Raw genomic sequence first — 23,432 nt, 5'->3', positions numbered from 1 at the left:
GGCCCACCTTTTCCCTGCCCCACCCAACTAGGTCGCAGTTGTTGTCGTTTTGAGCCCCCAAAACGACAACAAATGCCAGTCAGTTGGGGGGGGGGGGGGGGGGGGGAACGGGTCAGCGGAAGGCGGGGAGGCCGGTGATGTGCTGGCCGAGGACCAGGGTGTGGACCTCGTCCGTGCCCTCGTAGGTCCGCACCGACTCCAGGTTCGCGGCATGCCGCAGCGGCGAATAGTCCAGCGTGATCCCGTTGCCGCCCAGGACGGTCCGGGCCTCGCGGGCCACCTTGATGGCCTCGCGGACGTTGTTCAGCTTCCCCAGGGAGATCTGCTCCGGCCGGAGGGTCCCCGCGTCCTTGAGCCGCCCCAGATGCAGTGCCAGCAGGGTGCCCTTCTGGATCTCCACCAGCATGTTCACCAGCTTCTCCTGTGTGAGCTGGTAGCCGGCCAGCGGCCTGCCGAACTGCTGCCGCTCCAGCGAGTACGCCAGCGCAGCCTCGTAGGAATCGCGGGCAGCGCCCATGGCGCCCCAGGCGATGCCATAGCGGGCCTCGTTCAGGCAGGTGAACGGACCGCGGAGCCCAAACGCTCCGGGGAGCAGCGTCTCGGGACCCAGCCGGACGCCGTCGAACACCACATCACACTGGATGGAGGCGCGCATGGACAGCTTCTGCCGGATGGGCGTTGCCGTCACGCCGGGCATTCCGGCCGGGACCAGGAAACCGCGCACACCGTCCTCCGTCATGGCCCACACCACCATCACGCCGGCCACCGAAGCCAGGCCGATCCAGCGCTTGGCGCCGTCCAGCACCCACCCGGCGTCCTCGCCGGTACCGTCCCGGCGGGCCGTGGTCGCCATGGAGGACGGGTCCGAGCCGGCGGTGGGTTCGGTCAGGGCAAAACAGCCAATCACTTCGCCGGCGGCCATCCGCGGCAGCCATTCCTGCTTCTGGTCCTCCGAACCCCACCGATGGATGGCCGTCATGGCCAGCGAGCCCTGCACGGACACAAAGGTGCGGATTCCGGAGTCGCCCGCCTCCAGTTCCATCGCCGCCAGGCCGTATTCGACGGCGGAGCGGCCCGGGCAGCCATAGCCGTCAAGGTGCATGCCCAGGACGCCGAGCTCACCCAGTTCCGGCGCCAGCTCGAGGGGAAAGGCCCCGTCCTCGTACCACTGGGCGATGTCCGGCCGGATCCGCTGGTCGGTAAAGTCGCGGATCCTTTCCCGCAGGGCCAGCTCTTCTGCAGTGAGCAGGAAGTCCAGGGCCAGGAGGTCCGAAGCCGACGTCACGGCTTGGCCAGGAAGTAGCCGCGGGTGGACGGCGCGAACCGGCACACAACGGCCAGCACCACACCCAGGGCCAGCAGCACCACGCCGCTGACGAAGGCGCCGCCGACACCGAAGATCTCCGTGTCGCCGTAGGCCGGGTCCCACATCTGTACAGCCGAGACGAAGAACGCAGCGGTGAGTAGCACGGCGCCCAGCAGCGGGAAGACGCCCCGGAACCACAGGTTGCGGGCAGAATCGCGGAGGGTGCCGCGGAAGTACCAGAAGCAGGCGTATCCGGTCAGGGCGTAGTAAAACGCGATGAAGAGGCTGATGGCGCTGATCGAGTCCGCGAGCAGGTTTTCGCTGAGGAAGCTCATGGCCACGTAATAGGCGATGGCTGCCGCGCCCATGACCTGGGTGGAGAACCCGGGTGTCTGGTTCCGCGGGTGCACCTCGCCGAACTTCGCCGGCAGCGCCCCGTGCACACCCATGGACAGGGTTCCGCGGGCGGTGGGCAGGATGGTGGTCTGGGTGGAGGACAGCACCGAGGCGAGGACCGCGACGACGATCAGCCAGCCCCAGGGCCCCAGCACCACGTCCTTCATCGCCACGAACACGTCGTCCTGGTTGGCCTCGTTGCCCAGGCCGATGCCGTCGCTGCCGACCGTGGCGTACATCATCACCAGGAGCGCCACCGACACGTAGATGACCACCAGGACGAAGGCCGAGATGACGGCCCCACGGCCGGGTGTGGTGGTGGGGTTTTCGGTCTCCTCGTTGACGGCCAGGCAGGTGTCCCAGCCCCAGTAGATGAACAGTGCCAGCAGCGCCCCGTGCACCACGGCGCCGGGATCGGCGAACGCGCCCACCGGGTTGAACCACTCGAAATCGAAGGCCTGGATGGTGGTGTCTCCGACGGACGCGCCGCCCACAATCCGGATGACAATGGCCAGCGCAAAGATGCCCAGCGCGATGTACTGCACGTAGGTCAGCACCCGCTGGACGTGCTCGCCCAGCCGGATGCCGCGGTAGTTCACCAGGGTCATGACGGCGATGAACAGCACCCCCGTGGCGGTGACCAGTACCGTGTTATCCGCCAGCGAGCCGTCACCGACCAGGAGCCACAGGTACTGGCCGGCCACCTGCGCCAGGTTGGCCAGCACCACGATGCCGGCGAGGGCCACGCCCCAGCCGCCCAGCCAGCCCGCCCAGGGGCCGAAGGCGCGGCGCGACCAGGTGAACGTGGTGCCGCAGTCCGGGATGGCGCTGTTCAGCTCGCGGAACGCGTAGGCGATGAACAGGACGGGGATGAACCCGAGCAGCAGGATCAGGGGAGTGTAGTTGCCGTTCACGGCCACGATGAGGCCCAGGGTGGCCGCCAGCGAGTACACCGGGGCGGTGGACGCCAGGCCCAGCATCACCGAGTCGCCGAGGTCCAGGATGCCGGCGCGCAGTCCCTTTGCCGGGACCGTGGTGCCGGGCGCGCCGCCCTGGCCTCCCGCCGTCGTCATGTCTGTGCTCATAAGCTGATACCTGCTTTGCTGGAGGAGGCCACGGCCGAAAGCGGCGCCGGCGCGTCGATGGTGTTAGGCACGAAGCGGCAGAAGTAGTCAGTCACGGGGCCGTCCGATTCACGGATGCCGCAGCCCACGGACTCGCCGTCCACCACCCAGAGGCCCAGGACGGGATGGTTGCCGTCGAAGTCGGGCAGCTGCTGGTACTGCTGGTAGCACCAGCCTTCGCGGCCATACCCGCCGGGTTGTTCCAGGTTGATGCCGTTGGCATGGATCCTGATGTTGTCGCCTTCCCTGCCGTGCAGCGGCTTGGCCACCCATTCCTTCAGCGGGCCCGGCCCGTCGAGGTAGGCGGGCAGCAGGTTCGGATGGTCCGGGTACAGGTGCCAGAGGGCGGCGAGCAGGGCCTTGTTGGAGAGCAGCATCTTCCAGGCGGGCTCCACCCAGCGGGGGTTGTGGGCCCGTTCCAGCAGCCGGTGGCCGAATGGTTCCTTCATCATCAGCTCCCACGGGTAGAGCTTGAAGATGGTGCTGATCATGAAGTTGTCCAGGTCCACGAACCGGTTGAGGTTGGGGTCCCAGCCGATATCGGACATGTTGATGCCGATGGTGGTCCACCCGGCCTGGCCTGCCACGTCCCGCATGTAGGCGGCGGTCATCCAGTCCTCCCCGGATTCCTCCACTTCGGAGTGGGCCACGTGCAGGGTGCTCATTCCGGTGCGGTACTGGAACTTCTTCCACTGCCGGATCAGCGCCTCGTGGATGCCGTTCCACTGGTCCTTCTCCGGGAAGACATCCTGGAGCCAGAACCACTGCACGACGGCGGCCTCAATCAGTCCGGTGGGGGTGTCGGCGTTGTATTCGAGCATCTTGGCCGGCCCGCCCTGGCCGTCGTAGATGAAGTCGAACCGGCCGTAGACGTCCACGTCCCCGGCCTGCAGGGACTCGGCGGCGAGTTCAAGCGCCTGCGCGCCGATGCCGATGAGGCCCATGGCGCCGGTGGCCAGGTATTTGGCCGCCTCGATGCACATCCGGTGCATTTCCTCGGCGGTTTCCTCGAGGGCCTCTACCTCGTCCATCGTGAACTCGTAGTAGGCGGACTCGTTCCAGTACTCGATCTTCCGCCCGTCATCCATCGTGGTGGTGGAGAAGACCAGGCCCTGCTCTTCGATTTTCTGCTTCCAGCCGGGCCGGGGTTCAGACAACAGCCGCTTCATGCTCAGCCTCCCGAAACCTTTCCGCCGCCGCTGGTGCCGCTTTTGGCGCTCGTTCCGAAGCCGCCGCGGCTGACGGTGCCGCCCTGGGTGCTGTAGCCGGTGGAGGTTTTGGCGCCGCTGGGCACGGTGCGGGTGTAGTTGGGTGCGGTGGACCGGTTCTGGCCGACCGGTGGAACGTAGGCGCCGCGGGAGAAGAAGTACCAGGCGTAAACCCCGCCGCTGCGTCCGGCGGAGCTGTCGCAGTTGCGGTCTTCCACGCGCTCGCCGGTTTCGTCGTTGAAGCACACCTGCGCGTACTCGGGATCGTCCTGGTTGCTCGCTACGATGGCTGTGATGGTCCCGGCCAGCAGGGCGGTCACGCCCAGGCCAACGACGACGGTGCGGCGTTGGGAGCGCTTCTTCCGGGCCGCTGCCTCGTGGGCCTGCCGTTCCCGGTCCCGCGCGAACGGGTCCACGGGTTGGACGGGTTCGTTGAGCAGTTCCGGACGCAGTTCCGGCTTGGGCACCTGCCACGGTGGAGGCTTGGGACTGCCGCCCCCGCCAGGGGTCGACCCTCCGGCATCCGGTTTTCCGTCCGGCCCTTTGCTCTCCGGCCCTTTGGCGTTCGGATCCTCGGTGTTCGGGTCCACGGCGTCCCCCTCAGTTGTCAACGTGAATTGGGCACAGCGCTGCACCCCCAATTGCAATCCTGGAATCAGCGTAGCCCCTGCCCGTGTCTGCTGCGAGCAATGTGCAGGGGAGAACTGCCCACCGGCCGGGGGACGGATTGCTGACCCTAGACTGGAGCCATGGAAACCGCGTCCTTGCTTGCCGTCTGCCGTGTCCACCAGCTTCTGCCGGACGCGTCGAACGTAGGCGTCACGGCCATCGACAAGCGCCCGGCCGACGGCCCGGTCAAAGTCCATCGGCTGGGCCTGCAAGGCGACATCCAGGCGAACCGGGTCCACCACGGTGGCCCTGACCAGGCGATCTACGCCTACTCCCAGGCGGACGCCGACTACTGGGCCGGCCTGCTGCAGCGGGACGTGCCGCCCGGGGCGTTCGGTGAGAACCTCCGGGTCGCGGGGATCGACGCCACTAACGCGGTGATCGGCGAGCGGTGGCGGATCGGGCTCGACGTCGAGCTTGAAGTCACCTCGCCGCGGACCCCGTGCGCCACGTTCCAGCGGCGGCTCGGCGAGCGGCAGTGGGTCAAGCGCTTTGCCGATGAAGGGCGGGTGGGTGCGTACCTGCGCGTCATCAAGACCGGCAGCATCCAGGCCGGCGACCACATCCACCGGACCTACGTTCCCCGGCACGGGGTTACGGTGGGGAAGTGGTTCAGTGAACCTGACCTGGAGTCCATGGAGGCCCTGAAAGACGCCGACGCTGAAGGCGAGATCCGCCTGCAGCAACCTGAATTCGGCAAAAAGTTCGACGCCCTGCGGCGGCAGCTCGGCCTCTGACACGCTTAGCACGACGGCGGGAGGCGGGCGGTGTGCCCAACCTCACCGCCGCCGTCGTACTTTGGATTTAGGTACCGCACGCCCGGTGCCGTACACTTGAAGCATCCCCCACTCCGGAAATCCCTTTTTCCTGCCCAATTTTTGAGGCAGGACTGGCAAGTGTTGGGGCCCGCAACTGTGATGCGGGCATTTTCATAGGGAGAGCCGGCTAAAGAAAACGCTGTACAGACTGCTGGGATAGCAGCCAAGAGATGCAGCGCGAAGTCCTGCCACGGGATTGCGAAAGCGCCGGACTTCTGTGACCGGCCGGTCAGTGTTTGCCCGGCACCCACGGCACACGTACTGCGGCTCTCCTCACCCTGGGTAGTGCCGCCTGGCCCCCTATGGATGAGGAATATTCCCCTATGCCCGACATTGGGAACGACACCATCGACGCAGCCGTCATCGACGAAGCAGGCGCACCCGCAGTGCAGGACGAAGCCCCTGCAGCCCGTCCCGCAGAGGACTCCGACGACAACACCGTGAAGTTCGCGGACCTCGGCATCGACGGCCGCGTCCTCGCCGCGCTCCAGGATGTGGGCTACGAAAAGCCGTCCCCCATCCAGGCAGCCACCATCCCGCTGCTGCTCGAAGGCCGCGACGTCGTCGGCCTGGCGCAGACCGGTACCGGCAAGACTGCAGCATTCGCAGTGCCGGCACTGTCCCGCCTCGCCGAGCTGCACGACCTCAACGGCCCGTCGCGCAAGACCCAGGCCCTGGTCCTGGCACCCACCCGTGAGCTCGCGCTCCAGGTGGCCGAGGCGTTCACCTCCTACGCCAAGCACATCGACGACTTCACCGTCCTGCCCGTCTACGGCGGCTCCGCCTACGGCCCCCAGCTCGCCGGACTGCGCCGCGGCGCCCAGGTTGTCGTGGGTACCCCCGGCCGCGTGATCGACCACATCGCCAAGGGCTCCCTGGACCTGTCCGAGCTCCAGTACCTGGTGCTGGATGAGGCCGACGAGATGCTCCGCATGGGCTTCGCCGAGGACGTTGAGCAGATCTTCCAGCAGACCCCGGAGGACCGCCAGGTGGCGCTGTTCTCCGCGACTATGCCGGGCCAGATCCGCCGCATGTCCAAGCAGTACCTGAACAACCCCGAAGAGGTTTCGGTCAAGACCAAGACCTCCACGGGCTCGAACATCCGCCAGCGCTACCTGCAGGTCATGGGACCGCACAAGCTGGACGCCATGACCCGCATCCTCGAGGTGGAAGAGTTCGACGGCGTCATCGCCTTCGTCCGCACCAAGATGGCCACCGAGGACCTGGCGGACAAGCTGAAGGCCCGCGGTTTCCAGGCTGCCGCCATCAACGGCGACATCCCGCAGCAGCAGCGTGAACGCACCGTTGATGCGCTCAAGGAAGGCCGGATCGATATCCTGGTGGCCACCGACGTCGCCGCCCGCGGACTGGACGTCGAGCGCATCAGCCACGTCATCAATTACGACATCCCGCACGACACCGAGTCCTACGTGCACCGAATCGGCCGCACCGGCCGCGCGGGCCGCAACGGCGACGCGATCCTGTTCATGACTCCGCGCGAGAAGTACCTGCTGCGGGCCATCGAAAAGGCCACCCGCCAGCCGGTTGAGCAGATGCACCTGCCCACCGCTGAAACGGTGAACACGCTGCGCCTGGGCAAATTCGCCGACCGCATCACGGAGACCCTCGAATCCGAGGACGTGGCGATGTTCCGCGACCTCATCGCCTCCTACGAGGAAGAGCACAAGGTGCCGGCAGCCGAAATCGCTGCGGCACTGGCCGTGATGGCCCAGGGCGGACAGCCGCTGCTGGTCAAGGAACTGCCGGCAGCTCCTGAGTTCCAGAAGCGCGAGCGCGGCAAGGACGGCTTCGGCTCCCGCGGCCCGTCCCGCCAGCTCACCGAGGGCAACGCCACCTACCGTATCTCCGTGGGCCGCCGGCAGCGGGTCATGCCGGGCTCGATCGTGGGCGCCATCGCCAACGAGGGCGGCATCTCCTCCTCGCAGATCGGCGGCATCGACATCCGTTCGGACCACTCCCTGGTGGAGCTGCCCGCGGACCTGAGCCCCGAGCAGCTGCGTGCCCTGTCCCGCACCCGGATCGGCGGCGAGCTGATCCACCTCGAGCTGGACACGGGTCGCAAGCCCTCCGGCGACCGCCCCAGCTACCAGGGCAACCGCGGCGGCAACTTCAAGGGCAGCGGCGGGTTCAAGAAGGAGTTCCGGAAGAACGACGGCGAGCGGTCCTCAGCTGACCGCGGCGGCCGTGCGTACAGCGAGCGCCAGTCCAGCGACTCCCGCTACGGCGGCCACGGCGACGGCTCCCGCAAGCCGCGCCACGGCAGCGACGGCGGACACCGCGATTACAACCGCAAGGGCAAGTGGTAAACCTCCCTGCGGGTTGATGGGGTAACGACGGCGATGGGCCGGCTTTCGAGCCGGCCCATCGCCGTTTAACTTCCGGACGGGTGTGGGGCTGGACACATTTGCGCCCCGGAAGGCTCCCGGTACCCGCCCCGCAGGGCGTACCGGGGCGGCTCCCGAAGGCTGTTCCTCCCTGTATTGGCGCGGATTCTGGGGGTATTTTGCGGCCGGTACGCAACTGTTGCGCCGGCCCAGGACCGCACCGGCTCCCGATTTGTTGGTGCGGAAATCTTCCGGTAGAGTATTTACTCGTTGCCCCCCTAGCTCAGTGGTAGAGCGCGTTCTTGGTAAGAACGAGGTCACCGGATCGATTCCGGTGGGGGGCTCTGAATGAGGGCCTGTGTCAAGGCGGTTTTGACCGGCTTGACACAGGTTTTTCTCATTCGTGGCGGTGTAGCTCAGTTGGTTAGAGCGCACGACTCATAATCGTGAGGTCGGGAGATCGAGCCTCCCCACCGCTACAGGAAAAGCCTCCAGGATCCGCCAGGATCCCGGGGGCTTTCCTGTTTCCCGGATCCGCAGTAGCTTGGCAGCATTCGCGGACGGGGGACTGGATGGACTTCTTTGGTGAAGTGATGGAGCCGTTCAGGTGGCTGGTATCCGCCATCATGCTGGCCTTCCATGACGGCCTGGCCGCCCTGGGGATGCCCGCAGGAGGCGGCTGGACCTGGACGCTGGCCATCATCGGGCTGGTCCTGGTCATCCGGGCAGTCCTCATCCCGGTGTTCCTGGCGCAGGTACGGGCCCAGCGCCGGATGCAGGGCCTGCAGCCGGACCTGAAGGCGCTGCAGGAGAAGTACAAGGGCAAGACGGACCAGCTCTCCCGGCAGGCCATGGTGCAGGAGCAGATGGCCCTGTACAAAAAGCATGGCACCAACCCGTTCTCGGCTTGCCTGCCGGTGCTGATCCAAGCCCCGTTCTTCCTTGCCCTCTTCCAACTGCTGGCGGGTATTGCCGATGCCAGCGCCCAGGGCCGCGGCATCGGTGCAATGAGCCATGCCCAGGCTGTCCAGTTCGACGAGGCGGACATCTTCGGCGCGCCGCTGTCCGCCTCCCTGCTGCGCGGGGCCGGAGACCAGGCCGCCGTGGCGATCCTCGCCGTCGTGATGATCCTGGTGATGACCGCCTGCCAGTTCCTCACCCAGAAACTCGTCATGGCCCGCGCCATTGCGGTCCAGGGTGCGGAGAGCCCGTTCCAGCGGCAGCAGAGGATCCTGCTGTATGTTCTGCCGGTTGTGTTCGGCGCGGGCGGGATCATCTTTCCCATCGGCGTCCTGATCTACTGGACCGTCTCCAATCTCTGGACGCTCGGCCAGCAGTTCCTGGTGGGCCGGGCGCGCGGGCCGCAGGGGGCGTGACGCCCCGCTGGGGGCAGAATGGGTCCATGACCAGAATCGCCATCATCGGCGGCCACGGCAAAGTGGCCCTCCGCCTGTCCGCCCTCCTCACCGAAGAGGGCCACAGCGTCACCTCATTCATCCGCAACCCGGACCATGCGGCCGACGTTGCGCAAACGGGCGCCACGCCGTCGGTCCTGGACGTGGAAAACACGACGACGGCGGACCTCGCCGGGGCGCTGAAGGGCCACGACGCCGTGGTCTGGTCCGCGGGCGCCGGCGGCGGCAACCCGGCGCGCACATATGCCGTGGACAGGGACGCGGCGATCCGTTCGATGGACGCTGCTGCGCAGGCCGGCGTGGACCGCTACGTCATGGTGTCCTACCTGGGAGCAGGAAAGGACCACGGGGTGCCGGAGGACAACAGTTTCTTTGCCTACGCGGAAGCAAAAGCAGCCGCGGACGAATACCTGCGAAGGTCCGGCCTTGCCTGGACCATCCTCGGCCCCGGCTCATTGACGGACAAGCCGGGTACAGGTGCGATCGACGTCGACCCACCACGGAACGGCGGCAGCGAGACCTCCCGCGCCAACACTGCCATCGTGGCCGCCGCCGTACTCGACCTGCCCGGGACGGTCGGCCGGACCATCCAGTTCCGGGACGGCACACTGCCGGTTGCGGCGGCGCTGGGCAGCCTCAGCCAGTAGCCCGGGGGAGTTCCAGGTCCAGGGAGTGCTCTTCGACGTAGTCCAGCGCCTTCCGGACTGCCCCCACCGTGACCACCGAGCTGCCCAGCGGCGAGACGGCGACCCGGGGAGGCGTGGCCGTGTACTTGCCAAGGCGCGCGCCGATGGGCCCCAGCATTCCGCCCGCCGACGTTGCCACGCCGCCGCCGATGACCACCAGTTCCGGATTCCACATGGTGGACACCGTGCCGATTACCCGTGCCATCCGGTCCGCCAGCCGGTCCAGGATGGCCAGCGCCACCGCATCACCGGCCCCGGCCGCCGCAAAAACATGCTCGGCTTCGACAGGTTCCGGGGCGATGGCACGCAGCGTGGAAGGGGCAGGGCCGGCCAGCGCTTCGGCGGCCCAGGCCCGCGCCAGGTAGGCGAGGCCGAAGGTGTCACCCACCCCGTCCACCAGGTCGAGGTAGGCGAGTTCCCCGGCGCTGCCGCGGCTGCCGTGGACAAGCCGGCCGCCGTCGACCACCCCGGAACCCAGGCGTTCGCTGGCAAGGATCACCACGACGTCGTCCACCCCGCGTGCCGCGCCCAGCCAGCGGTCGCCGAGGGCTGCCAGGTTGGCGTCGTTTTCCAGCAGCACCGTCCAGCCCCTGCGCTCCTTCAGTGCCAGGCGCAGGTCAAGGTCGAACAATCCCCAGAACTCCTGGGTTGCCACCACGTCACCATGCCTGTCCACCGGAGCGGGCACACCCGCGCAGGCGGCAAGGACCGCCTCCGGAGCGGCTGCCGCACCGTGAAGCGCATGCATGGCCACGCGGTCAATGAGCCCGATGCGCCCTTCGGCGGTCAGCCCGGCAACATCGAACGGCAGGCTCGCGCGTCCCACCGTTTCACCCCGCAGGTCGGACGCCGCCGCCGTCACCTTCGAATAGCCGATGTCCAGGCCCAGGACCACCCCGGCGCGCTCATTCAGCTCGAACCTCCGGGCCGGGCGGCCCTTCTGGTAGTCCCCGACAAGACGCTGGTTCTCCAGCTCCCGGATCCAACCACGTTCCTTGAGGTCCTCGCAGACGGCAATGCCCGTGGCGCGGGTCAGCCCGGTAGCGTCCATGACCTCCGTGACCGTGACCGCACCGGCGGACCGCATGAATTCGAGCACGGCTCCGGCGCTGACCCTCCGCAGCAGCCGGGGAGTTGCAGGAACCCAGTCGGGCATGGTGTTGACCTTTCCGCAGACGGCGACTGATAATACTTGGGCAAGTAAATTTAGATCCAAAATAAATATACCGCGACGAGAAGAAAAGGATCATCCTTGTCCACCACCGCCACCCTGGCAACCCTGTCCGACTCCGATCGTCTGGCCGATCCGAACTGGTGGCGCCAGGCTTCCGTGTACCAGATCTATCCGCGCAGCTTCGCCGACTCCAACGGCGACGGCATCGGCGACCTGAAAGGCATCACCGCCAAGGTCCCGTACCTCAAGTCGCTGGGAATCGACGCCGTTTGGCTGAGCCCCTTCTACCCCTCCGCGCTGGCCGATGGCGGCTACGACGTGGACGACTACCGCGACGTCGACCCCAAACTGGGCACGCTTGAGGACTTCGACGAAATGGCCAAGGCCCTGCACGAGGCCGGCATCAAGCTGATCGCCGACATCGTTCCCAACCATTCGTCGGACCGCCACCAGTGGTTCCAGGAAGCGCTCGCGTCGCCCAAGGGGTCCCCGGCCCGCGACCGGTACATCTTCCGCGACGGCAAGGGCCCCGACGGCGAGTTCCCGCCGTCGGACTGGGACTCCGTGTTCGGCGGACCGGCCTGGGAGCGGATCACCGAACCCGACGGCACCCCCGGCCAGTGGTACATGCACATTTTCGCCAAGGAACAGCCGGACCTGAACTGGTCCAACCGGGAAATCCGCGACGACTTCCTCAAGACCCTGCGCTTTTGGTCCGACCGGGGCGTGGACGGCTTCCGGGTGGACGTGGCGCACGCGTTGACCAAGGACCTCACCGAGCCGCTGCTGTCCAAGCTGGAACTGAGCGCAGCGAACACCGGCGTTGACGGGTTCGACGACGGGACGCACCCCTTCTGGGACCGCGACGAAGTGCACGAGATCTACGCGGAATGGCGCGAAGTGTTCAACGAGTACAACCCGCCGCGCACCGCCGTCGCCGAAGCCTGGGTGCACGCCACCCGCCGCGCCCGCTACGCCAGCCCCGAGGGCCTGGGCCAGGCCTTCAACTTCGACTTGCTGCAGGCCGACTTCGACGCCGCCGAGTACAAGGAAATCATCACCCGCAACCTCGCCGAGGCCGCAGCGACAGGTGCCTCCTCCACCTGGGTGTTCTCCAACCACGACGTCGTCCGCCACGCCACCCGCTACGGCCTGCCGCAGGTCGCCAAGGAGAAGGCCGGAGCCAAGGGCCAGGACGGCAAGGACTGGCTGCTCGCAGGCGGACCGGCCGACCAGCTGGACGTGGAACTGGGCGAACGCCGTGCACGTGCCGCAACCCTGCTGATGCTCGCGGTCCCGGGCTCCGCGTACCTGTACCAGGGCGAGGAACTGGGCCTGCAGGAGGTCGCGGACATCCCGGAATCGGAGCGCCAGGACCCGTCCTTCTTCCGCAACAAGGGCGTGGAAATCGGCCGCGACGGCTGCCGCGTGCCGCTGCCCTGGAAGGTCGAGGGAACCTCCTTCGGCTTCGGCGACGGCGGCTCCCACCTGCCGCAGCCGGACTGGTTCAGCAAGTACGCCGTCGAAGCCCAGGACGGGACCGAAGGGTCCACCCTCGAGCTCTACCGGGCGGCCCTTAAGCTGCGCCGCGAACTGCAGACCGGCGAGGACCTCGAATGGGTCGACGCCGGCAACCCCGACGTGCTGCACTTCAAGCGCCCCAACGGCTGGCAGTCGGTGACCAACTTCGGCAACACCCCGGTCGACCTTCCGGCAGGAACGGTGCTGGTTACCAGCGCACCGCTGGAGGACGGCAAGCTCCCGGCCAACACCACCGCGTGGCTGCGCTGATGCCGGTTCCCGGCGCAACCGGGGAGTCCGCATGCAGGAGCTGATCTACGGCTGCATGGGCCTGGGCGGCAGCTGGTCGGACGAGCCGCATGGCCCAGGCCATGTGGACGAAGCCGCCACTGCCGTCCAGGCTGCCCTGGACGCCGGCATCACGCTGTTCGACCACGCCGACATCTACCGCAGCGGCAAGTCGGAGGCGGTCTTCGGCGAGGTGCTTGCCGCCACGCCCGGACTCCGGGACCGGATCCGGCTGCAGACCAAGTGCGGCATCCGGCTGAACGAACGCGGCCTGCAGACCCACTACGACCTCAGCCGGGACGCCATCCTGGAACGGGTCAACGGCAGCCTGCAGCGCCTGCGGACCGACCACGTTGACATCCTCCTGCTGCACCGCCCGGACCCGCTGGCGGACCCCGCAGAGGTGGCGTCCGCCGTCGGGCAGCTCATGGCTGAGGGAAAGGTGCGGCAGCTGGGCGTGTCCAACATGTCCGGATCCCAGATCGAGGTGCTGCAGGACAAACTGGAAACCCCGGTGGTCGCCAACCAGCTGGAGATGAGCCTGCTGAAGCGGGCCTGGCTGGAAAGCCAGGTGCTGGTGAACCATCCGGAGCACCTGGACTACAGCTTCCCGCACGGGACCGTGGAGTACTGCACCCGCAACGCCATCACCCTGCAGGCCTACGGGTCGCTGGCCCGCGGCCTGTACACCGGAGCCGAGCCGGAAAGCCCCACGTCCGCAGAATCGGCCACCGCTGAGCTGGTGTCCGAGCTGGCAGCGGAGCACGGGACATCGGGGGAGGCCATCCTGCTGGGCTGGCTGATGAAGCACCCGGCCGGCATCGCCCCGGTCATCGGCACCATCAACCCGGACCGGATCCGGGCCTGCGCGGACGCCGCCAGGGTGGCCGCTGCCCTGTCCCGGGCGGACTGGTACCGGCTCTGGGTCACCGCGCGCGGCAGCAACATCCCCTGACCCGCCCAACTGACTGGCAGTAGTTGTCGTTCTGAGGCTGCAAAACGACAACTACTGCCAGCTGGATTCCCCGGCGGCGGTCATATCGCGTTTAGTTCGTATTGAACCTCACACGGAGGGCATTTTCTTCGGCATGCCGGTTCCCGGCCGGATACGGTAGATACATGACGTCTACCATCGCCACCGAGACCGTGCGGCCGGAGCGCAACATCCCGGCAGAAATCGCCCGCTCCTGGCTCCTCGTTAATGCCATGAAGCCCGAGCTTTTCGACCAGTCAGCAGTGTCCCGCGCCGACTCGATCATCCTCGACATCGAAGATGCCGTGGACCCGTCCCAGAAGGACCAGGCCAGGAACAACGTCATCGACTGGCTGACCGCCGGCGGCAAGGCCTGGGTACGCATCAACGACGCCACCAGCCCGTTCTGGGCCGCCGACCTCGCCGGCCTGCGCGGCACCCCCGGCCTGCTCGGCGTGATGCTCGCCAAGACCGAATCCGCGGACCAGGTCACCGAAAGCTTCCACCGCATGGACGGCAAGACCCCCGTGATCCCGCTGGTGGAATCCGCCGTCGGCATCGAGGAAGCCAACAACATCGCCAAGGCACAGGGCGCCTTCCGCCTCGCCTTCGGCTCCGGCGACTTCCGCCGCGACACCGGCATGGCCGCCACCCCGGAAGCCATGGCGTACCCGCGCGCCAAGCTCGTGGTCGCCAGCCGCGTCGGCAACCTGCCCGGCCCCATCGACGGTCCCACCGTCGGCACCAACCACCCGATCCTGCGCGAGCAGACCGGCATCACGGTGATGATGGGCATGACCGGCAAGCTGTGCCTGGCCATCGACCAGACCCCGGTCATCAACGAAGTCATCAGCCCCACCCCGTCCGACGTCGCCTGGGCCACCGACTTCATGGCCGACTTCGAAGCCAACGGCCGCGTCATCCGTGACGGCTCCGACCTGCCCCGCCTGGGCCGCGCCGAAAAGATCATGAAGCTCGCAGTGGCCTTCGGGGTGCAGCCCGCGCTGTAATGGCCGCACCCGCCGCTTCAGAAGGCCCCGTGACCGACACCCGCTGTCTGGTCCACGGGGTCTTTTGGGATGGGCAGCCGGCCCAGGAGGAAGGGCACGACGGCGGCGCCCCCGTTTTGCGCCTCCAGTCACCGGCCGGGGACTTCCGGGACATTTCCCTCCACCCCGGCGCGAGGATTGGTTTCCGGGTGGAAGCTGAGGTGAAGTCATGCCTGGGGCACATCCGCGTCCAATCGTCTACGCGGCGCAGCCACGTTCCCTGTACTGCCGGCGCCCCGGCTGCCAGGGGCAGGCAATGTGAGCGCTGTTTTGTGCTGGACGAAGCCCGGCTGATGCATGACTTCCACCGCGGTGGCCGCGTCACACCCGGGCTGCACGACTACCTGATGCAGGAACACTGGCTCTACGTGGCCACCTTCGCCGGAGGTGCCTCGAAGGTGGGAACAGCCTCCGGCCCCCGCAAGTGGAACCGGCTCGCGGAGCAGGGAGCGGCGGCAGCCCGGTACGTGGCCCGGGCTGCAGACGGGCGTGCAGTGCGGATCCTTGAAGACCTCGTCACGGCGCAGGCGGGGCTCACCCAGCAGATCCGCTCCGCGGCAAAGGCTGCGGCGCTCCTGCGGCCGTTGCCTGCCGGCGAACTGGACGCCCTCAACGCCCGCGCAGCAAGCGAAGCGCGGGGCCTGCTGGCACGCACCGCCATCGAGGGCTGTGTCCCGGCGGATGACCGCTGGACCCGTCCCCGCCAGGCCGCACCCCTCTACGGGGCTGGGGCCCGCCACGGGTACCCGCACGCGTTGGACCGGGGGGAGCATGGCTTCACGGTCGCAGCGCTCAGCGGGCCGAACGCCCTGGTCCGGCTGGACGGGACGGACGCCTCGTTCGTGGTGAACCTGGGGCAGTTGTCCGGCCGCACCGTGGTCCTGGGCGGCTTCGCTTCGGCGGTGCCGGCCGTCCAGGAATCCCTGTTCTGATCGTCTGTCCTGGCGGCCGGTAAACTGGGACGGTGCTGAACGAATTCTGGAACACCGCGCCAACCCGCTACAAAGTCCTGGTCTTCGGCGCGATGGGCCTGATTGGCGTCGGCATCATCCTGAACCTGGTTGGCAACACCAGCGGCAACCAGGCACTGGCCATGGCATCCCTGCCGCTGATCGGGCTGGGCCTGGTCCTGCATGTCGCCGGTATGGTGGTCCGCGGGCAGGCCATCCGCAAGAACCTGCGCCGATAGGCCCCGCTGCTTTTCTGCCGCCTCCAGCCCGGACGATAGGCTGGAGGCCATGACTATCAATCCGGATCTGCAGGGCCGAAGCTACCCTGCCGCAGAGGTGTACGACGTTGGCCGCGAGAAAATCCGCGAATTCGCCCGCGCCGTGAAAGCCACCCACCCTGCACATTTCGACGTCGATGCGGCAAAGGCCCTGGGCCACAGCGACCTGGTGGCCCCGCCCACCTTCGCCATCATCATCGCCCAGCGCGCTGACGCCCAGCTTATCGAGGATCCGGAAGCCGGCATCGACTTCTCCCGCGTTGTCCACGCGGACCAGCGCTTCACCCACCACCGGCCCATCTTCGCCGGTGACCGCCTGGTGGCCGAACTTCACGTTGACGGCGTCCGTGCCATGGGGGGCGGGGCCATGATCACCACCCGCTCGGAAATCTTCGCCCTCGGCGATGGCGACGCCCGTGAGCAGGTCACCACCACCACGTCATCCATCCTGGTCCGCGGAGAGGGACAGTAACCATGAGCCCCAAGATCAGCGAACTCAGCGCCGGCCAGGAAATCGGCAGCCGCACCGTCGAGGTCACCCGCACGGACCTGGTCAAGTACGCCGGTGCCTCCGGCGACTTCAACCCCATCCACTGGAACGAAGCCTTCGCCACTGGCGTGGAGCTGCCCGGCGTCATCGCGCACGGCATGTTCACCATGGGCACCGCCGTGCAGCTGGTGACCGACTGGGCGGGCGACCCTGCCGCCGTCGTCGATTTCCAGACCCGTTTCACCAAGCCGGTCGTCGTCAGCGACACCACCGGTACCGGCGAGCCCGGCGCCACCATCGAGGTCAGCGGCACGGTCGGAAAGCTCGACGCCGATGCGGGCACCGCACGCATCGACCTCACCGTCGTCTCGGCGGGGCAAAAGGTCCTGATGAAGGCCCAGGCCGTCGTCAAGCTCTCCTGACCCTTGAGCGCTCAGACGGGAACCGGGACAACCTCCACCGAGGTTCGGAACTGGCGCAACGCCGTCGTTGTGGCCTACGCGGCCAGCGGCCTGGCGTTCGCCTCTTGGGTTTCCCGGCTCCCGGCCATCCGGGACGCCCTGGACCTGACCCCTGGTAACGTCGGCGTGCTCCTGCTCTGCATGACACTGGGATCGTTCGCGTCCGTGTCCGCCTCCGGGCTGATCGTGCTGCGGCTCGGGTCCAAACGGACCATCCGCACCGGCAGCATCATGGTGGGGGCAGGCCTGCTGCTGACAGGTCTTGGCACGTCCGTCCTTGCCAGCCCGGTGGCAACGGCGGTGGGCCTGGCGATCATCGGGCTCGGCACCGGCAGCTGGAATACCGCCTCCAACGTGGAGGGTGCCGCCGTCGAGCGCGCTGTCGGCCGGCACATCATGCCCCGGCTGCACGGGGCCTTCAGCCTCGGCACCGTGGCAGGCGCCGGTCTGGGGGCGGCGGCAGCCGCAGTTGCCCTGCCCGTCGCCTGGCACCTCGCGGCCGCCGGGCTGGTGGTCGCAGGCTCGGTGGCGACGGCGGCATCCTGGTTCCGCGCCGACGCCACCCCGGTTGCCGGTGAACGGAGCTACGCCCCGGATAATTTCGAGGACCCCAGCACCGGTCCGATCCCTGTCCTTCCTGCTGGTAACTCCTCCTCTGCGGAGGAACCGCTGGACAACAAGCGCAAGATCGCCCAGGCGTGGCGGCACCGCCGCACCCTGCTCCTGGGCGTGCTGGTGCTCGGGCTTGCCCTTGCCGAAGGCGCTGCGGGGGACTGGGTGGCACTGGCGCTGGCCGATGGGCATGGCCAGACCGACGCCGCGGGTGCCGCGGGCTACGGCCTGTTCGTCACGTTCATGACCATCGGCCGGTTCGCCGGAACCCTGGTCTTGGATCGGTTCGGCCGGGTGCCCGTGATGCGCTGGTGCGCTGCGCTGGCCGTCGCCGGCCTGGGGCTGTTCGTCTTCGCCCCGGCTCCATGGCTGGCCTTTGTGGGCCTCGCCGTCTGGGGACTGGGCGCTTCACTTGGATTTCCGGTCGGGATGTCCGCCGCGGCCGACGACCCCGCCAAAGCCGCAGCCCGGGTATCAGTTGTATCCACCATCGGCTACGGCGCCTTCCTCTGCGGGCCGCCGCTGCTGGGCCTGCTGGCCGAACACGTGGGCATCCTGCACTCGCTGCTGGCCGTCATGGTGATGCTCGCGGTGAGCTTCCTGCTGTCCCCGGTGGCCCGGAAGACTACCTAGCTTTCCCTAGTATTGTGGACGGGTGACTCCCACCCTGCTTTCCTCCCTGACAACGTCCGCCGTCGGCGGCCCGGCCGGCACGTTCATCGAGGCGCGGACCGAGGCTGAAATCATCGACGCCGTGCGGTCGGCCGATGCGGCGGGGGAGCAGGTCCTGATCATCAGCGGCGGCTCGAACCTCCTGATTTCCGACGACGGGTTCCCCGGCACGGTTGTGAAGATCGCCTCTGAAGGGCTCACCGTCAACGCCGAGGACTCCTGCGGCGGAGTGGCAGTAGTGGTACAGGCAGGACACAACTGGGACCAGCTGGTGGAGCACGCCGTCCGCCACGCCTGGTCCGGGATCGAAGCGCTGTCCGGAATCCCCGGGTCCACAGGCGCGACGCCGGTGCAGAACGTGGGTGCCTACGGCGCCGACGTCTCCCAGACCATAGCGGCCGTGCGCACCTGGGACCGGGAGCGCAATGCGGTAAAGACCTTCACCAATTCGGAGCTGAAGTTCGGGTACCGGGACTCCATCCTCAAGCAGACCACCGTCAACGGCTCGCCCCGGTACGTGGTGCTGACCGTGGAGTTCCAGCTGCCCCTGGGCCGGATGAGCGCCCCCATCCGCTACGCCGAACTGGCCCGTGCTCTCGGTGTTGAACCCGGCAAGCGTGCCTACGCCACCGACGTGCGCCGGGAAGTGCTGCGGCTGCGGGCCTCCAAGGGGATGGTGTGGGACGCTGCGGACCGGGATACCTACTCCACGGGGTCATTCTTCACGAATCCTGTTGTGGCTGCTGACGTGGCCGACGCCCTGCCCGACACAGCGCCCCGCTATCCGGCCGGCGCCGACGGGCTGGTGAAGCTCTCGGCGGCGTGGCTGATCGACCAGGCAGGTTTCGGCAAGGGCTTTGGGCTGGACCCGGACAGCGTCTCCGGCGGTCGTGCCTCGCTGTCCACCAAGCACACGCTCGCAATCACCAACCGCGGCTCAGCCAGGGCGGCGGATGTGGTGGCTGTGGCGCGCGAGGTGCGTGCCGGCGTCGTACGCCGTTTCGGCATTGAATTGCATCCGGAACCCCTGCTTATCGGCCTGGAGCTGTAACTTCCGGGACGTCCCGCCGGGCCTGCCGCTGTGTTGCCGCCGCCCCCATCAGGGCGGCCGCCCAGCCGGCCAGGACCAGGTAGAGGCCCATGAACAGCCAGACCAGCAGGCCCGGCGCCAACGGATTCACCGCCCCTGCCGCGATGCAGGTGGCCAGGCCCGCCACGGCGGTGGCGAGCGAGAGGACCCAGAGCAGGCGGCCGGACCGGGGGTGCTGCCGCCAGTCCCGGGCGACCCGGAGCCCATCGCCGCTTGTTCCGATCCCGGGGAACAACACCGCGTAGCCGCCGCCCAGGCTCAGGGCCAGGGACGGAAGGAGCAGCAGCGGCTCTGACTGTCCGTGGCGAAGGAAGGCCGCAAGCGAGGCGATCCCGAGTCCCGTTCCCGCCAGGACACACACTGTCCCGCCGACCATCCACCGCCTGGTTCCAGGCGCGAGCAACGGCCACAAACTCCCCAAAGTCATGGCTCCACCCTAGCGTCCCGTCGTGCCCGGTCAGCACGACCATAGGATGAGGGCATGACGGCACAGGGGCGGAAGGGCCTTGACGGCAAGATGGCGGGCCGGCTGCGGCTGGTGTCGCAGGGGTTGCTGCCGGCGGGGGAGCGCACGTCCAGCCCGGCCGAGGTCGTGCGGTGGATGACGGCGATGCAGGCGCAGGACCTGCAGGCGGCGCTGTGGGCCATCGGTGTCCGGTTGCCCCGTGCCGGTCTGGAGGGGGTCCGGGCTGCCCTTGATTCCGGTGCCGTGGTCCGGTCGTGGCCGATGCGCGGAACCCTGCACCTGGTGGCACCGGAGGACCTGCGCTGGATGCTCGACCTCACCGCAGAACGGCTTACGAAGGGGATCGCCGCCCGGCACCGGGAACTCGGCATTACCTGGGCCGACGTGGAGAAGAGCCGCGATGTTGCCCTGGCACGGATCGCTGCCGGCGGACCCGTCAGCCGTACCGATTTGTTCAAAGAGCTTGAGGCCGCAGGACAGGCAACTGCCGGGCAACGCGGCATCCACATCCTGGGAACCCTCTGCAGGCACGGCTGGCTGGTCCAGGGGCCGCTGGCCGGGAACCAGCAGCTGCTGGTGGCCTTCGACGACTGGATCCCGCACTCCCGGCGCCTGGACCGGGACGAGGCAGTGGCCGAGTTCCTGCTCCGCTACCTGCGCAGCCATGGACCGGCGACGCTGCGTGACTTCGCCTGGTGGACTCAGATCCCGCTGACGGAAGTCCGGGCAGCCTTCGAAGTGGTCAAAGGCAAGCTGGTGGAGCTGGAATTTGATGGCACCAGCTACTGGATGTCACCCCACACTGCCGCGCTACTGGATACCGGGGTTCCCGGTGCCCGCACGGTTCTGCTGCTGCCCGGCTTCGACGAGTTCGTTCTCGGATACCAGGACCGGAGCCTTGTCCTGCCGCCGGAGCACGCCAACAGGATCGTTCCCGGCGGCAACGGGGTGTTCAGGAAGGCGGTGGTTGCGGCCGGCGAGGTGGTGGGCACCTGGGCGCGGGAAAGCACCAGCCGGGCTGCCGCCGTCGTACCCGAACTCTTCGATGATGCCCAGCCGCTTGGCCCGGCAGCGCAGGCGGCTTTCGACCGCGCCGCCCGCCGCTACCTGGAGTTCCTGGAAACCTGACCGCACGCGCGCCAAAACCGGCCCTGTCCCGCTTAACCGTTGCCGGCCAGCAACGGTTAAGCGGGACAGGGCCGCTCAAGCTGCAGGCAGTCTCCACATACGGGAGGAGGGTTCTGGCAGCCCGCCTGCCGGCTGGGCACGCTGGCACCATGAAGCCCAACAAGATCCGTCACCTGGTGGAAGAGCGTTGGCCGAAATGTCATGTTGCCTCCGCCGCGCAACTGGCTGGCGCCGGGCTGGAAAGCCGGATGGTCGCCGCGGCGGTGGAACACGGAATACTTCTCCGGCTTCGCCGCGGGGCCTACGTCCGGCGGGCCTACTGGAACACACTTAAACCCTGGGACCGGGACCTGCTGCTGGTCATCGCGCACTACGAATCAACGGGCGGTTCAGCCCGCTACACGCATGCAAGCGCGGCAATGCTTCATGCCTGTGACGTCTGGGACATCGGCCCGCTCGTGCATGTGACAACGCAGTACTCCAACTCACGGACCAGCGCCGGAAGCGACGTCCGGACCCACCGGTTTCCGCTTTCGGAAGATGACCTGACGTCCTTGTGGACTCCGGATGGCCGCGAGATCCTGACCACCACACTCGAGAGAACAGTGCTGGACTGTGCACGGATACTGCCCCGCGACAAGGCTGCCGTCATTGGCGACCATGCGCTCCGAAACGGCGGGTCCATAGCTGCAATGAGACAGCTGCTGGCTGAAAGCACCGTGAAGCGCGGGAGCCGGCGCGCTTCGGACCTCCTCGACGTTCTGGACGGGCGATCGGAGTCAGCGGGGGAGACGCGGACCAGGCTGCTGCTCGCCTCGTTCGGCTTGACCGCGTTTACGCCGCAGGTGGAAATACGAACTGCCGAAGGCCTGTTCCGTGCGGACTTCGCGGACCCGGACGCTCGGGTGATCATCGAATTCGACGGCCGGGCGAAGTACAGCGATTACGCTCCCACGGAAGACGTGCTGCTCGCCGAGCGCGGCCGGGAGAACGCGCTGCAGGAGCTGGGCTGGAGGGTCTTCCGGATCAACTGGAAGCAACTTGACCGGCCAGGGGAGCTGCGGCACAGGTTGTTTGCGTTCCTCGACATGCAAAAGCGGCCCTGCCCCGCATGACCGTGGCTGGGCAGCAACGGTTATGCGGGGCAGGGCCGCTCAAGCGGGCAGCGGTTACAGGTTGCCGGTGGCGATATTGAGCATTCGGCGCAGCGGCTCAGCGGCACCCCAAAGGAGCTGGTCGCCGACGGTGAAGGCGCTGATGTACTGCGGGCCCATCTCCATCTTGCGGATCCGGCCAACCGGGATTTCCAGGGTGCCGGACGCGGCCACCGGGGTCAGCTCGGCCATGGAGGCTTCCTTGGTGTTCGGCACAACCTTGGCCCACTCGTTGTCCTCGTCCAGGAGCTTCTCGATCTCGGCGACGGAGAGGTCTTCGCGGAGCTTGAGGGTAAGCGCCTGGGAGTGGGAACGCATGGCGCCGATGCGGACGCAGAGCCCGTCCATGATGACCCGGTTTTCCGCGGAGGTGCCCAGGATCTTGTTGGTCTCCACCCCGGCCTTCCACTCTTCCTTGGACTGGCCGTTGCCCAGGTCCGCGTCGATCCAGGGGATCAGGGAGCCGGCCAGGGGGACACCGAACTGGGTGGCGTCGATGTTGGTGCGCTGGTGGGCCAGGACCTTGCGGTCGATGTCCAGGATGGCCGACGCCGGGTCGTCCAGTTCCGTGCTGACCTCGGCGTTGAGCGTGCCGAACTGGCTGAGGAGCTCACGCATGTGCCGGGCGCCGCCGCCGGAGGCAGCCTGGTAGGTCATGGAGGTGCCCCACTCCACCAGGCCGTTCTTGAACAGGCCGCCGAGGCCCATCAGCATGCAGGAAACGGTGCAGTTGCCGCCGACGAAGTCCTTGGTGCCGTTGACCAGGCCCTTGTCGATGACGTCGCGGTTGATCGGGTCCAGCACGATGATCGAGTCATCGTTCATGCGGAGGGTGGAGGCGGCATCGATCCACAGGCCGTCCCAGCCGCGGCCGCGCAGTTCCCCGTGGACCTGCTTGGTGTAGTCGCCGCCCTGCGCGGTGACAATAATGGGCAGCTTTGCCAGGGCGTCGAGGTCGAACGCGTTTTCGAGCTTGCCGGCACCGTCAGCGAACGACGGGGCGGCACCTCCCGCGTTGGAGGTGGAGAAGAACACCGGGTTGATGTTGGCGAAGTCGCCCTCGTCCTGCATGCGCTGCATCAGGACGGAACCGACCATGCCGCGCCATCCGACCAGGCCGACGGAGGGGGTAGCTGCTGTAGTCATCCGTCCATTTTAG

General features: G+C 67.6%; 22 protein-coding genes and 2 tRNA genes. 17 read left to right on the top strand and 7 right to left on the bottom strand.

Annotated features, from left to right (window positions below; translation table 11 throughout):
* Positions 1–112: 112 nt before the first annotated feature.
* Genes ACYQ1Z_RS08450 through ACYQ1Z_RS08435 form a run of 4 tightly spaced genes read right to left on the bottom strand, consistent with a single transcriptional unit; the run spans position 113 to position 4,624 of the window.
* The gene (locus ACYQ1Z_RS08450; protein WP_459792063.1) at positions 113–1,285 is read right to left on the bottom strand and encodes an acyl-CoA dehydrogenase family protein; all 1,173 of its coding nucleotides are present in this window, start codon (positions 1,283–1,285) and stop codon (positions 113–115) included.
* Positions 1,282–2,787 carry an APC family permease gene (locus tag ACYQ1Z_RS08445; RefSeq protein ID WP_459792062.1) on the bottom strand — a complete coding sequence of 502 codons (1,506 nt, stop codon included), beginning with the start codon at positions 2,785–2,787 and terminating at the stop codon, positions 1,282–1,284. Before ACYQ1Z_RS08445 ends, ACYQ1Z_RS08450 begins: the two co-directional genes overlap by 4 nt.
* Complete coding sequence (locus ACYQ1Z_RS08440; protein ID WP_459792061.1) at positions 2,784–3,995, bottom strand: glutathionylspermidine synthase family protein; 1,212 nt, start codon at positions 3,993–3,995, stop codon at positions 2,784–2,786. Before ACYQ1Z_RS08440 ends, ACYQ1Z_RS08445 begins: the two co-directional genes overlap by 4 nt.
* A 2-nt stretch (positions 3,996–3,997) precedes the next feature.
* The gene (locus tag ACYQ1Z_RS08435; RefSeq protein WP_459792060.1) at positions 3,998–4,624 is read right to left on the bottom strand and encodes a Tat pathway signal protein; all 627 of its coding nucleotides are present in this window, start codon (positions 4,622–4,624) and stop codon (positions 3,998–4,000) included.
* Between the two features lie 159 nt (positions 4,625–4,783).
* On the opposite strand from ACYQ1Z_RS08435, the gene ACYQ1Z_RS08430 reads away from it, so the two are divergent.
* The 6 genes from ACYQ1Z_RS08430 to ACYQ1Z_RS08405 all read left to right on the top strand — a co-directional run bounded on the left by ACYQ1Z_RS08430 (position 4,784) and on the right by ACYQ1Z_RS08405 (position 9,928).
* Positions 4,784–5,440 (top strand): MOSC domain-containing protein, encoded by a 657-nt coding sequence (locus ACYQ1Z_RS08430; RefSeq protein WP_459792058.1) that lies wholly within the window; start codon positions 4,784–4,786, stop codon positions 5,438–5,440.
* Between the two features lie 404 nt (positions 5,441–5,844).
* A complete protein-coding gene (locus tag ACYQ1Z_RS08425; protein WP_459792057.1) occupies positions 5,845–7,848 on the top strand; it encodes a DEAD/DEAH box helicase in 2,004 nt (667 codons plus the stop codon).
* A 290-nt stretch (positions 7,849–8,138) separates the two neighbouring features.
* Positions 8,139–8,210 (top strand) — tRNA-Thr (locus ACYQ1Z_RS08420).
* Positions 8,211–8,271: 61 nt separating this feature from the next.
* Positions 8,272–8,345: transfer RNA gene (locus ACYQ1Z_RS08415), tRNA-Met, on the top strand.
* A gap of 93 nt (positions 8,346–8,438) precedes the next feature.
* Positions 8,439–9,242, top strand: coding sequence for a membrane protein insertase YidC (gene yidC / locus ACYQ1Z_RS08410; RefSeq protein WP_459792055.1), 804 nt, complete (start codon positions 8,439–8,441; stop codon positions 9,240–9,242).
* A gap of 26 nt (positions 9,243–9,268) precedes the next feature.
* On the top strand, positions 9,269–9,928 hold the full coding sequence (locus ACYQ1Z_RS08405; RefSeq protein ID WP_459792053.1) for an SDR family oxidoreductase: 660 nt from the start codon (positions 9,269–9,271) through the stop codon (positions 9,926–9,928).
* Here ACYQ1Z_RS08405 and ACYQ1Z_RS08400 read toward each other — a convergent pair.
* Complete coding sequence (locus ACYQ1Z_RS08400; protein ID WP_459792052.1) at positions 9,918–11,123, bottom strand: ROK family protein; 1,206 nt, start codon at positions 11,121–11,123, stop codon at positions 9,918–9,920. The two genes, ACYQ1Z_RS08405 and ACYQ1Z_RS08400, sit on opposite strands and share 11 nt — an antisense overlap.
* Before the next feature lie 96 nt (positions 11,124–11,219).
* On the opposite strand from ACYQ1Z_RS08400, the gene ACYQ1Z_RS08395 reads away from it, so the two are divergent.
* The 9 genes from ACYQ1Z_RS08395 (at position 11,220) to ACYQ1Z_RS08355 (ending at position 19,486) form a co-directional block, all read left to right on the top strand.
* Complete coding sequence (locus ACYQ1Z_RS08395) at positions 11,220–12,932, top strand: glycoside hydrolase family 13 protein (RefSeq protein WP_459792051.1); 1,713 nt, start codon at positions 11,220–11,222, stop codon at positions 12,930–12,932.
* A gap of 31 nt (positions 12,933–12,963) precedes the next feature.
* Positions 12,964–13,905, top strand: a complete 942-nt coding sequence (locus ACYQ1Z_RS08390; protein ID WP_459792050.1) for an aldo/keto reductase — start codon at positions 12,964–12,966, stop codon at positions 13,903–13,905.
* 164 nt (positions 13,906–14,069) lie between these two features.
* Positions 14,070–14,933, top strand: a complete 864-nt coding sequence (locus ACYQ1Z_RS08385) for an HpcH/HpaI aldolase/citrate lyase family protein (RefSeq protein ID WP_459792049.1) — start codon at positions 14,070–14,072, stop codon at positions 14,931–14,933.
* A 29-nt stretch (positions 14,934–14,962) separates the two neighbouring features.
* Complete coding sequence (locus ACYQ1Z_RS08380; RefSeq protein ID WP_459792048.1) at positions 14,963–15,904, top strand: DUF2797 domain-containing protein; 942 nt, start codon at positions 14,963–14,965, stop codon at positions 15,902–15,904.
* 32 nt (positions 15,905–15,936) lie between these two features.
* Entirely contained in the window at positions 15,937–16,161 is a 225-nt protein-coding gene (locus ACYQ1Z_RS08375; RefSeq protein ID WP_459792047.1) for a DUF3188 domain-containing protein, read from the top strand.
* A 49-nt stretch (positions 16,162–16,210) separates the two neighbouring features.
* On the top strand, positions 16,211–16,672 hold the full coding sequence (locus tag ACYQ1Z_RS08370) for an FAS1-like dehydratase domain-containing protein (RefSeq protein ID WP_459792046.1): 462 nt from the start codon (positions 16,211–16,213) through the stop codon (positions 16,670–16,672).
* A 2-nt stretch (positions 16,673–16,674) separates the two neighbouring features.
* Positions 16,675–17,112 (top strand): MaoC family dehydratase, encoded by a 438-nt coding sequence (locus ACYQ1Z_RS08365; RefSeq protein ID WP_459792045.1) that lies wholly within the window; start codon positions 16,675–16,677, stop codon positions 17,110–17,112.
* 3 nt (positions 17,113–17,115) lie between these two features.
* Positions 17,116–18,396, top strand: coding sequence for an MFS transporter (locus ACYQ1Z_RS08360; protein ID WP_459792044.1), 1,281 nt, complete (start codon positions 17,116–17,118; stop codon positions 18,394–18,396).
* 22 nt (positions 18,397–18,418) lie between these two features.
* Positions 18,419–19,486, top strand: a complete 1,068-nt coding sequence (locus ACYQ1Z_RS08355; RefSeq protein WP_459792043.1) for a UDP-N-acetylmuramate dehydrogenase — start codon at positions 18,419–18,421, stop codon at positions 19,484–19,486.
* On the opposite strand, the gene ACYQ1Z_RS08350 is transcribed toward ACYQ1Z_RS08355, so the two are convergent.
* A complete protein-coding gene (locus ACYQ1Z_RS08350; RefSeq protein ID WP_459792042.1) occupies positions 19,467–19,952 on the bottom strand; it encodes a hypothetical protein in 486 nt (161 codons plus the stop codon). The two genes, ACYQ1Z_RS08355 and ACYQ1Z_RS08350, sit on opposite strands and share 20 nt — an antisense overlap.
* 54 nt (positions 19,953–20,006) lie before the next feature.
* Between ACYQ1Z_RS08350 and ACYQ1Z_RS08345 the strand changes: the two genes are divergently transcribed.
* Both ACYQ1Z_RS08345 and ACYQ1Z_RS08340 read left to right on the top strand, forming a co-directional pair.
* Entirely contained in the window at positions 20,007–21,119 is a 1,113-nt protein-coding gene (locus ACYQ1Z_RS08345) for a winged helix DNA-binding domain-containing protein (protein ID WP_459792041.1), read from the top strand.
* A 149-nt stretch (positions 21,120–21,268) separates the two neighbouring features.
* Positions 21,269–22,234: a type IV toxin-antitoxin system AbiEi family antitoxin domain-containing protein gene (locus ACYQ1Z_RS08340; protein ID WP_459792040.1), complete on the top strand. Its 966-nt coding sequence runs from the start codon at positions 21,269–21,271 to the stop codon at positions 22,232–22,234.
* Between the two features lie 54 nt (positions 22,235–22,288).
* Here ACYQ1Z_RS08340 and asd read toward each other — a convergent pair whose 3' ends face one another.
* On the bottom strand, positions 22,289–23,419 hold the full coding sequence (gene asd / locus ACYQ1Z_RS08335) for an aspartate-semialdehyde dehydrogenase (RefSeq protein ID WP_459792039.1): 1,131 nt from the start codon (positions 23,417–23,419) through the stop codon (positions 22,289–22,291).
* Positions 23,420–23,432: the final 13 nt, after the last annotated feature.

It is taken from the genome of Arthrobacter sp. AD-310 (assembly GCF_054656615.1).
Note: the sequence above shows the minus strand (reverse complement) of the source record. Positions and strands in the feature narration are given on the sequence as shown.

Excerpts from the sequence above, each read along its gene's own strand:
- ACYQ1Z_RS08425 (WP_459792057.1), top strand. The coding sequence starts at position 5,845 with ATGCCCGACATTGGGAACGACACCATCGACGCAGCCGTCATCGACGAA.
- ACYQ1Z_RS08445 (WP_459792062.1), bottom strand. The coding sequence starts at position 2,787 with ATGAGCACAGACATGACGACGGCGGGAGGCCAGGGCGGCGCGCCCGGC.
- ACYQ1Z_RS08430 (WP_459792058.1), top strand. The coding sequence starts at position 4,784 with ATGGAAACCGCGTCCTTGCTTGCCGTCTGCCGTGTCCACCAGCTTCTG.
- ACYQ1Z_RS08350 (WP_459792042.1), bottom strand. The coding sequence starts at position 19,952 with ATGACTTTGGGGAGTTTGTGGCCGTTGCTCGCGCCTGGAACCAGGCGG.
- ACYQ1Z_RS08405 (WP_459792053.1), top strand. The coding sequence starts at position 9,269 with ATGACCAGAATCGCCATCATCGGCGGCCACGGCAAAGTGGCCCTCCGC.
- yidC (WP_459792055.1), top strand. The coding sequence starts at position 8,439 with ATGGACTTCTTTGGTGAAGTGATGGAGCCGTTCAGGTGGCTGGTATCC.
- ACYQ1Z_RS08370 (WP_459792046.1), top strand. The coding sequence starts at position 16,211 with ATGACTATCAATCCGGATCTGCAGGGCCGAAGCTACCCTGCCGCAGAG.
- ACYQ1Z_RS08345 (WP_459792041.1), top strand. The coding sequence starts at position 20,007 with ATGACGGCACAGGGGCGGAAGGGCCTTGACGGCAAGATGGCGGGCCGG.
- ACYQ1Z_RS08365 (WP_459792045.1), top strand. The coding sequence starts at position 16,675 with ATGAGCCCCAAGATCAGCGAACTCAGCGCCGGCCAGGAAATCGGCAGC.
- ACYQ1Z_RS08340 (WP_459792040.1), top strand. The coding sequence starts at position 21,269 with ATGAAGCCCAACAAGATCCGTCACCTGGTGGAAGAGCGTTGGCCGAAA.
- ACYQ1Z_RS08390 (WP_459792050.1), top strand. The coding sequence starts at position 12,964 with ATGCAGGAGCTGATCTACGGCTGCATGGGCCTGGGCGGCAGCTGGTCG.
- asd (WP_459792039.1), bottom strand. The coding sequence starts at position 23,419 with ATGACTACAGCAGCTACCCCCTCCGTCGGCCTGGTCGGATGGCGCGGC.
- ACYQ1Z_RS08440 (WP_459792061.1), bottom strand. The coding sequence starts at position 3,995 with ATGAAGCGGCTGTTGTCTGAACCCCGGCCCGGCTGGAAGCAGAAAATC.
- ACYQ1Z_RS08385 (WP_459792049.1), top strand. The coding sequence starts at position 14,070 with ATGACGTCTACCATCGCCACCGAGACCGTGCGGCCGGAGCGCAACATC.
- ACYQ1Z_RS08400 (WP_459792052.1), bottom strand. The coding sequence starts at position 11,123 with ATGCCCGACTGGGTTCCTGCAACTCCCCGGCTGCTGCGGAGGGTCAGC.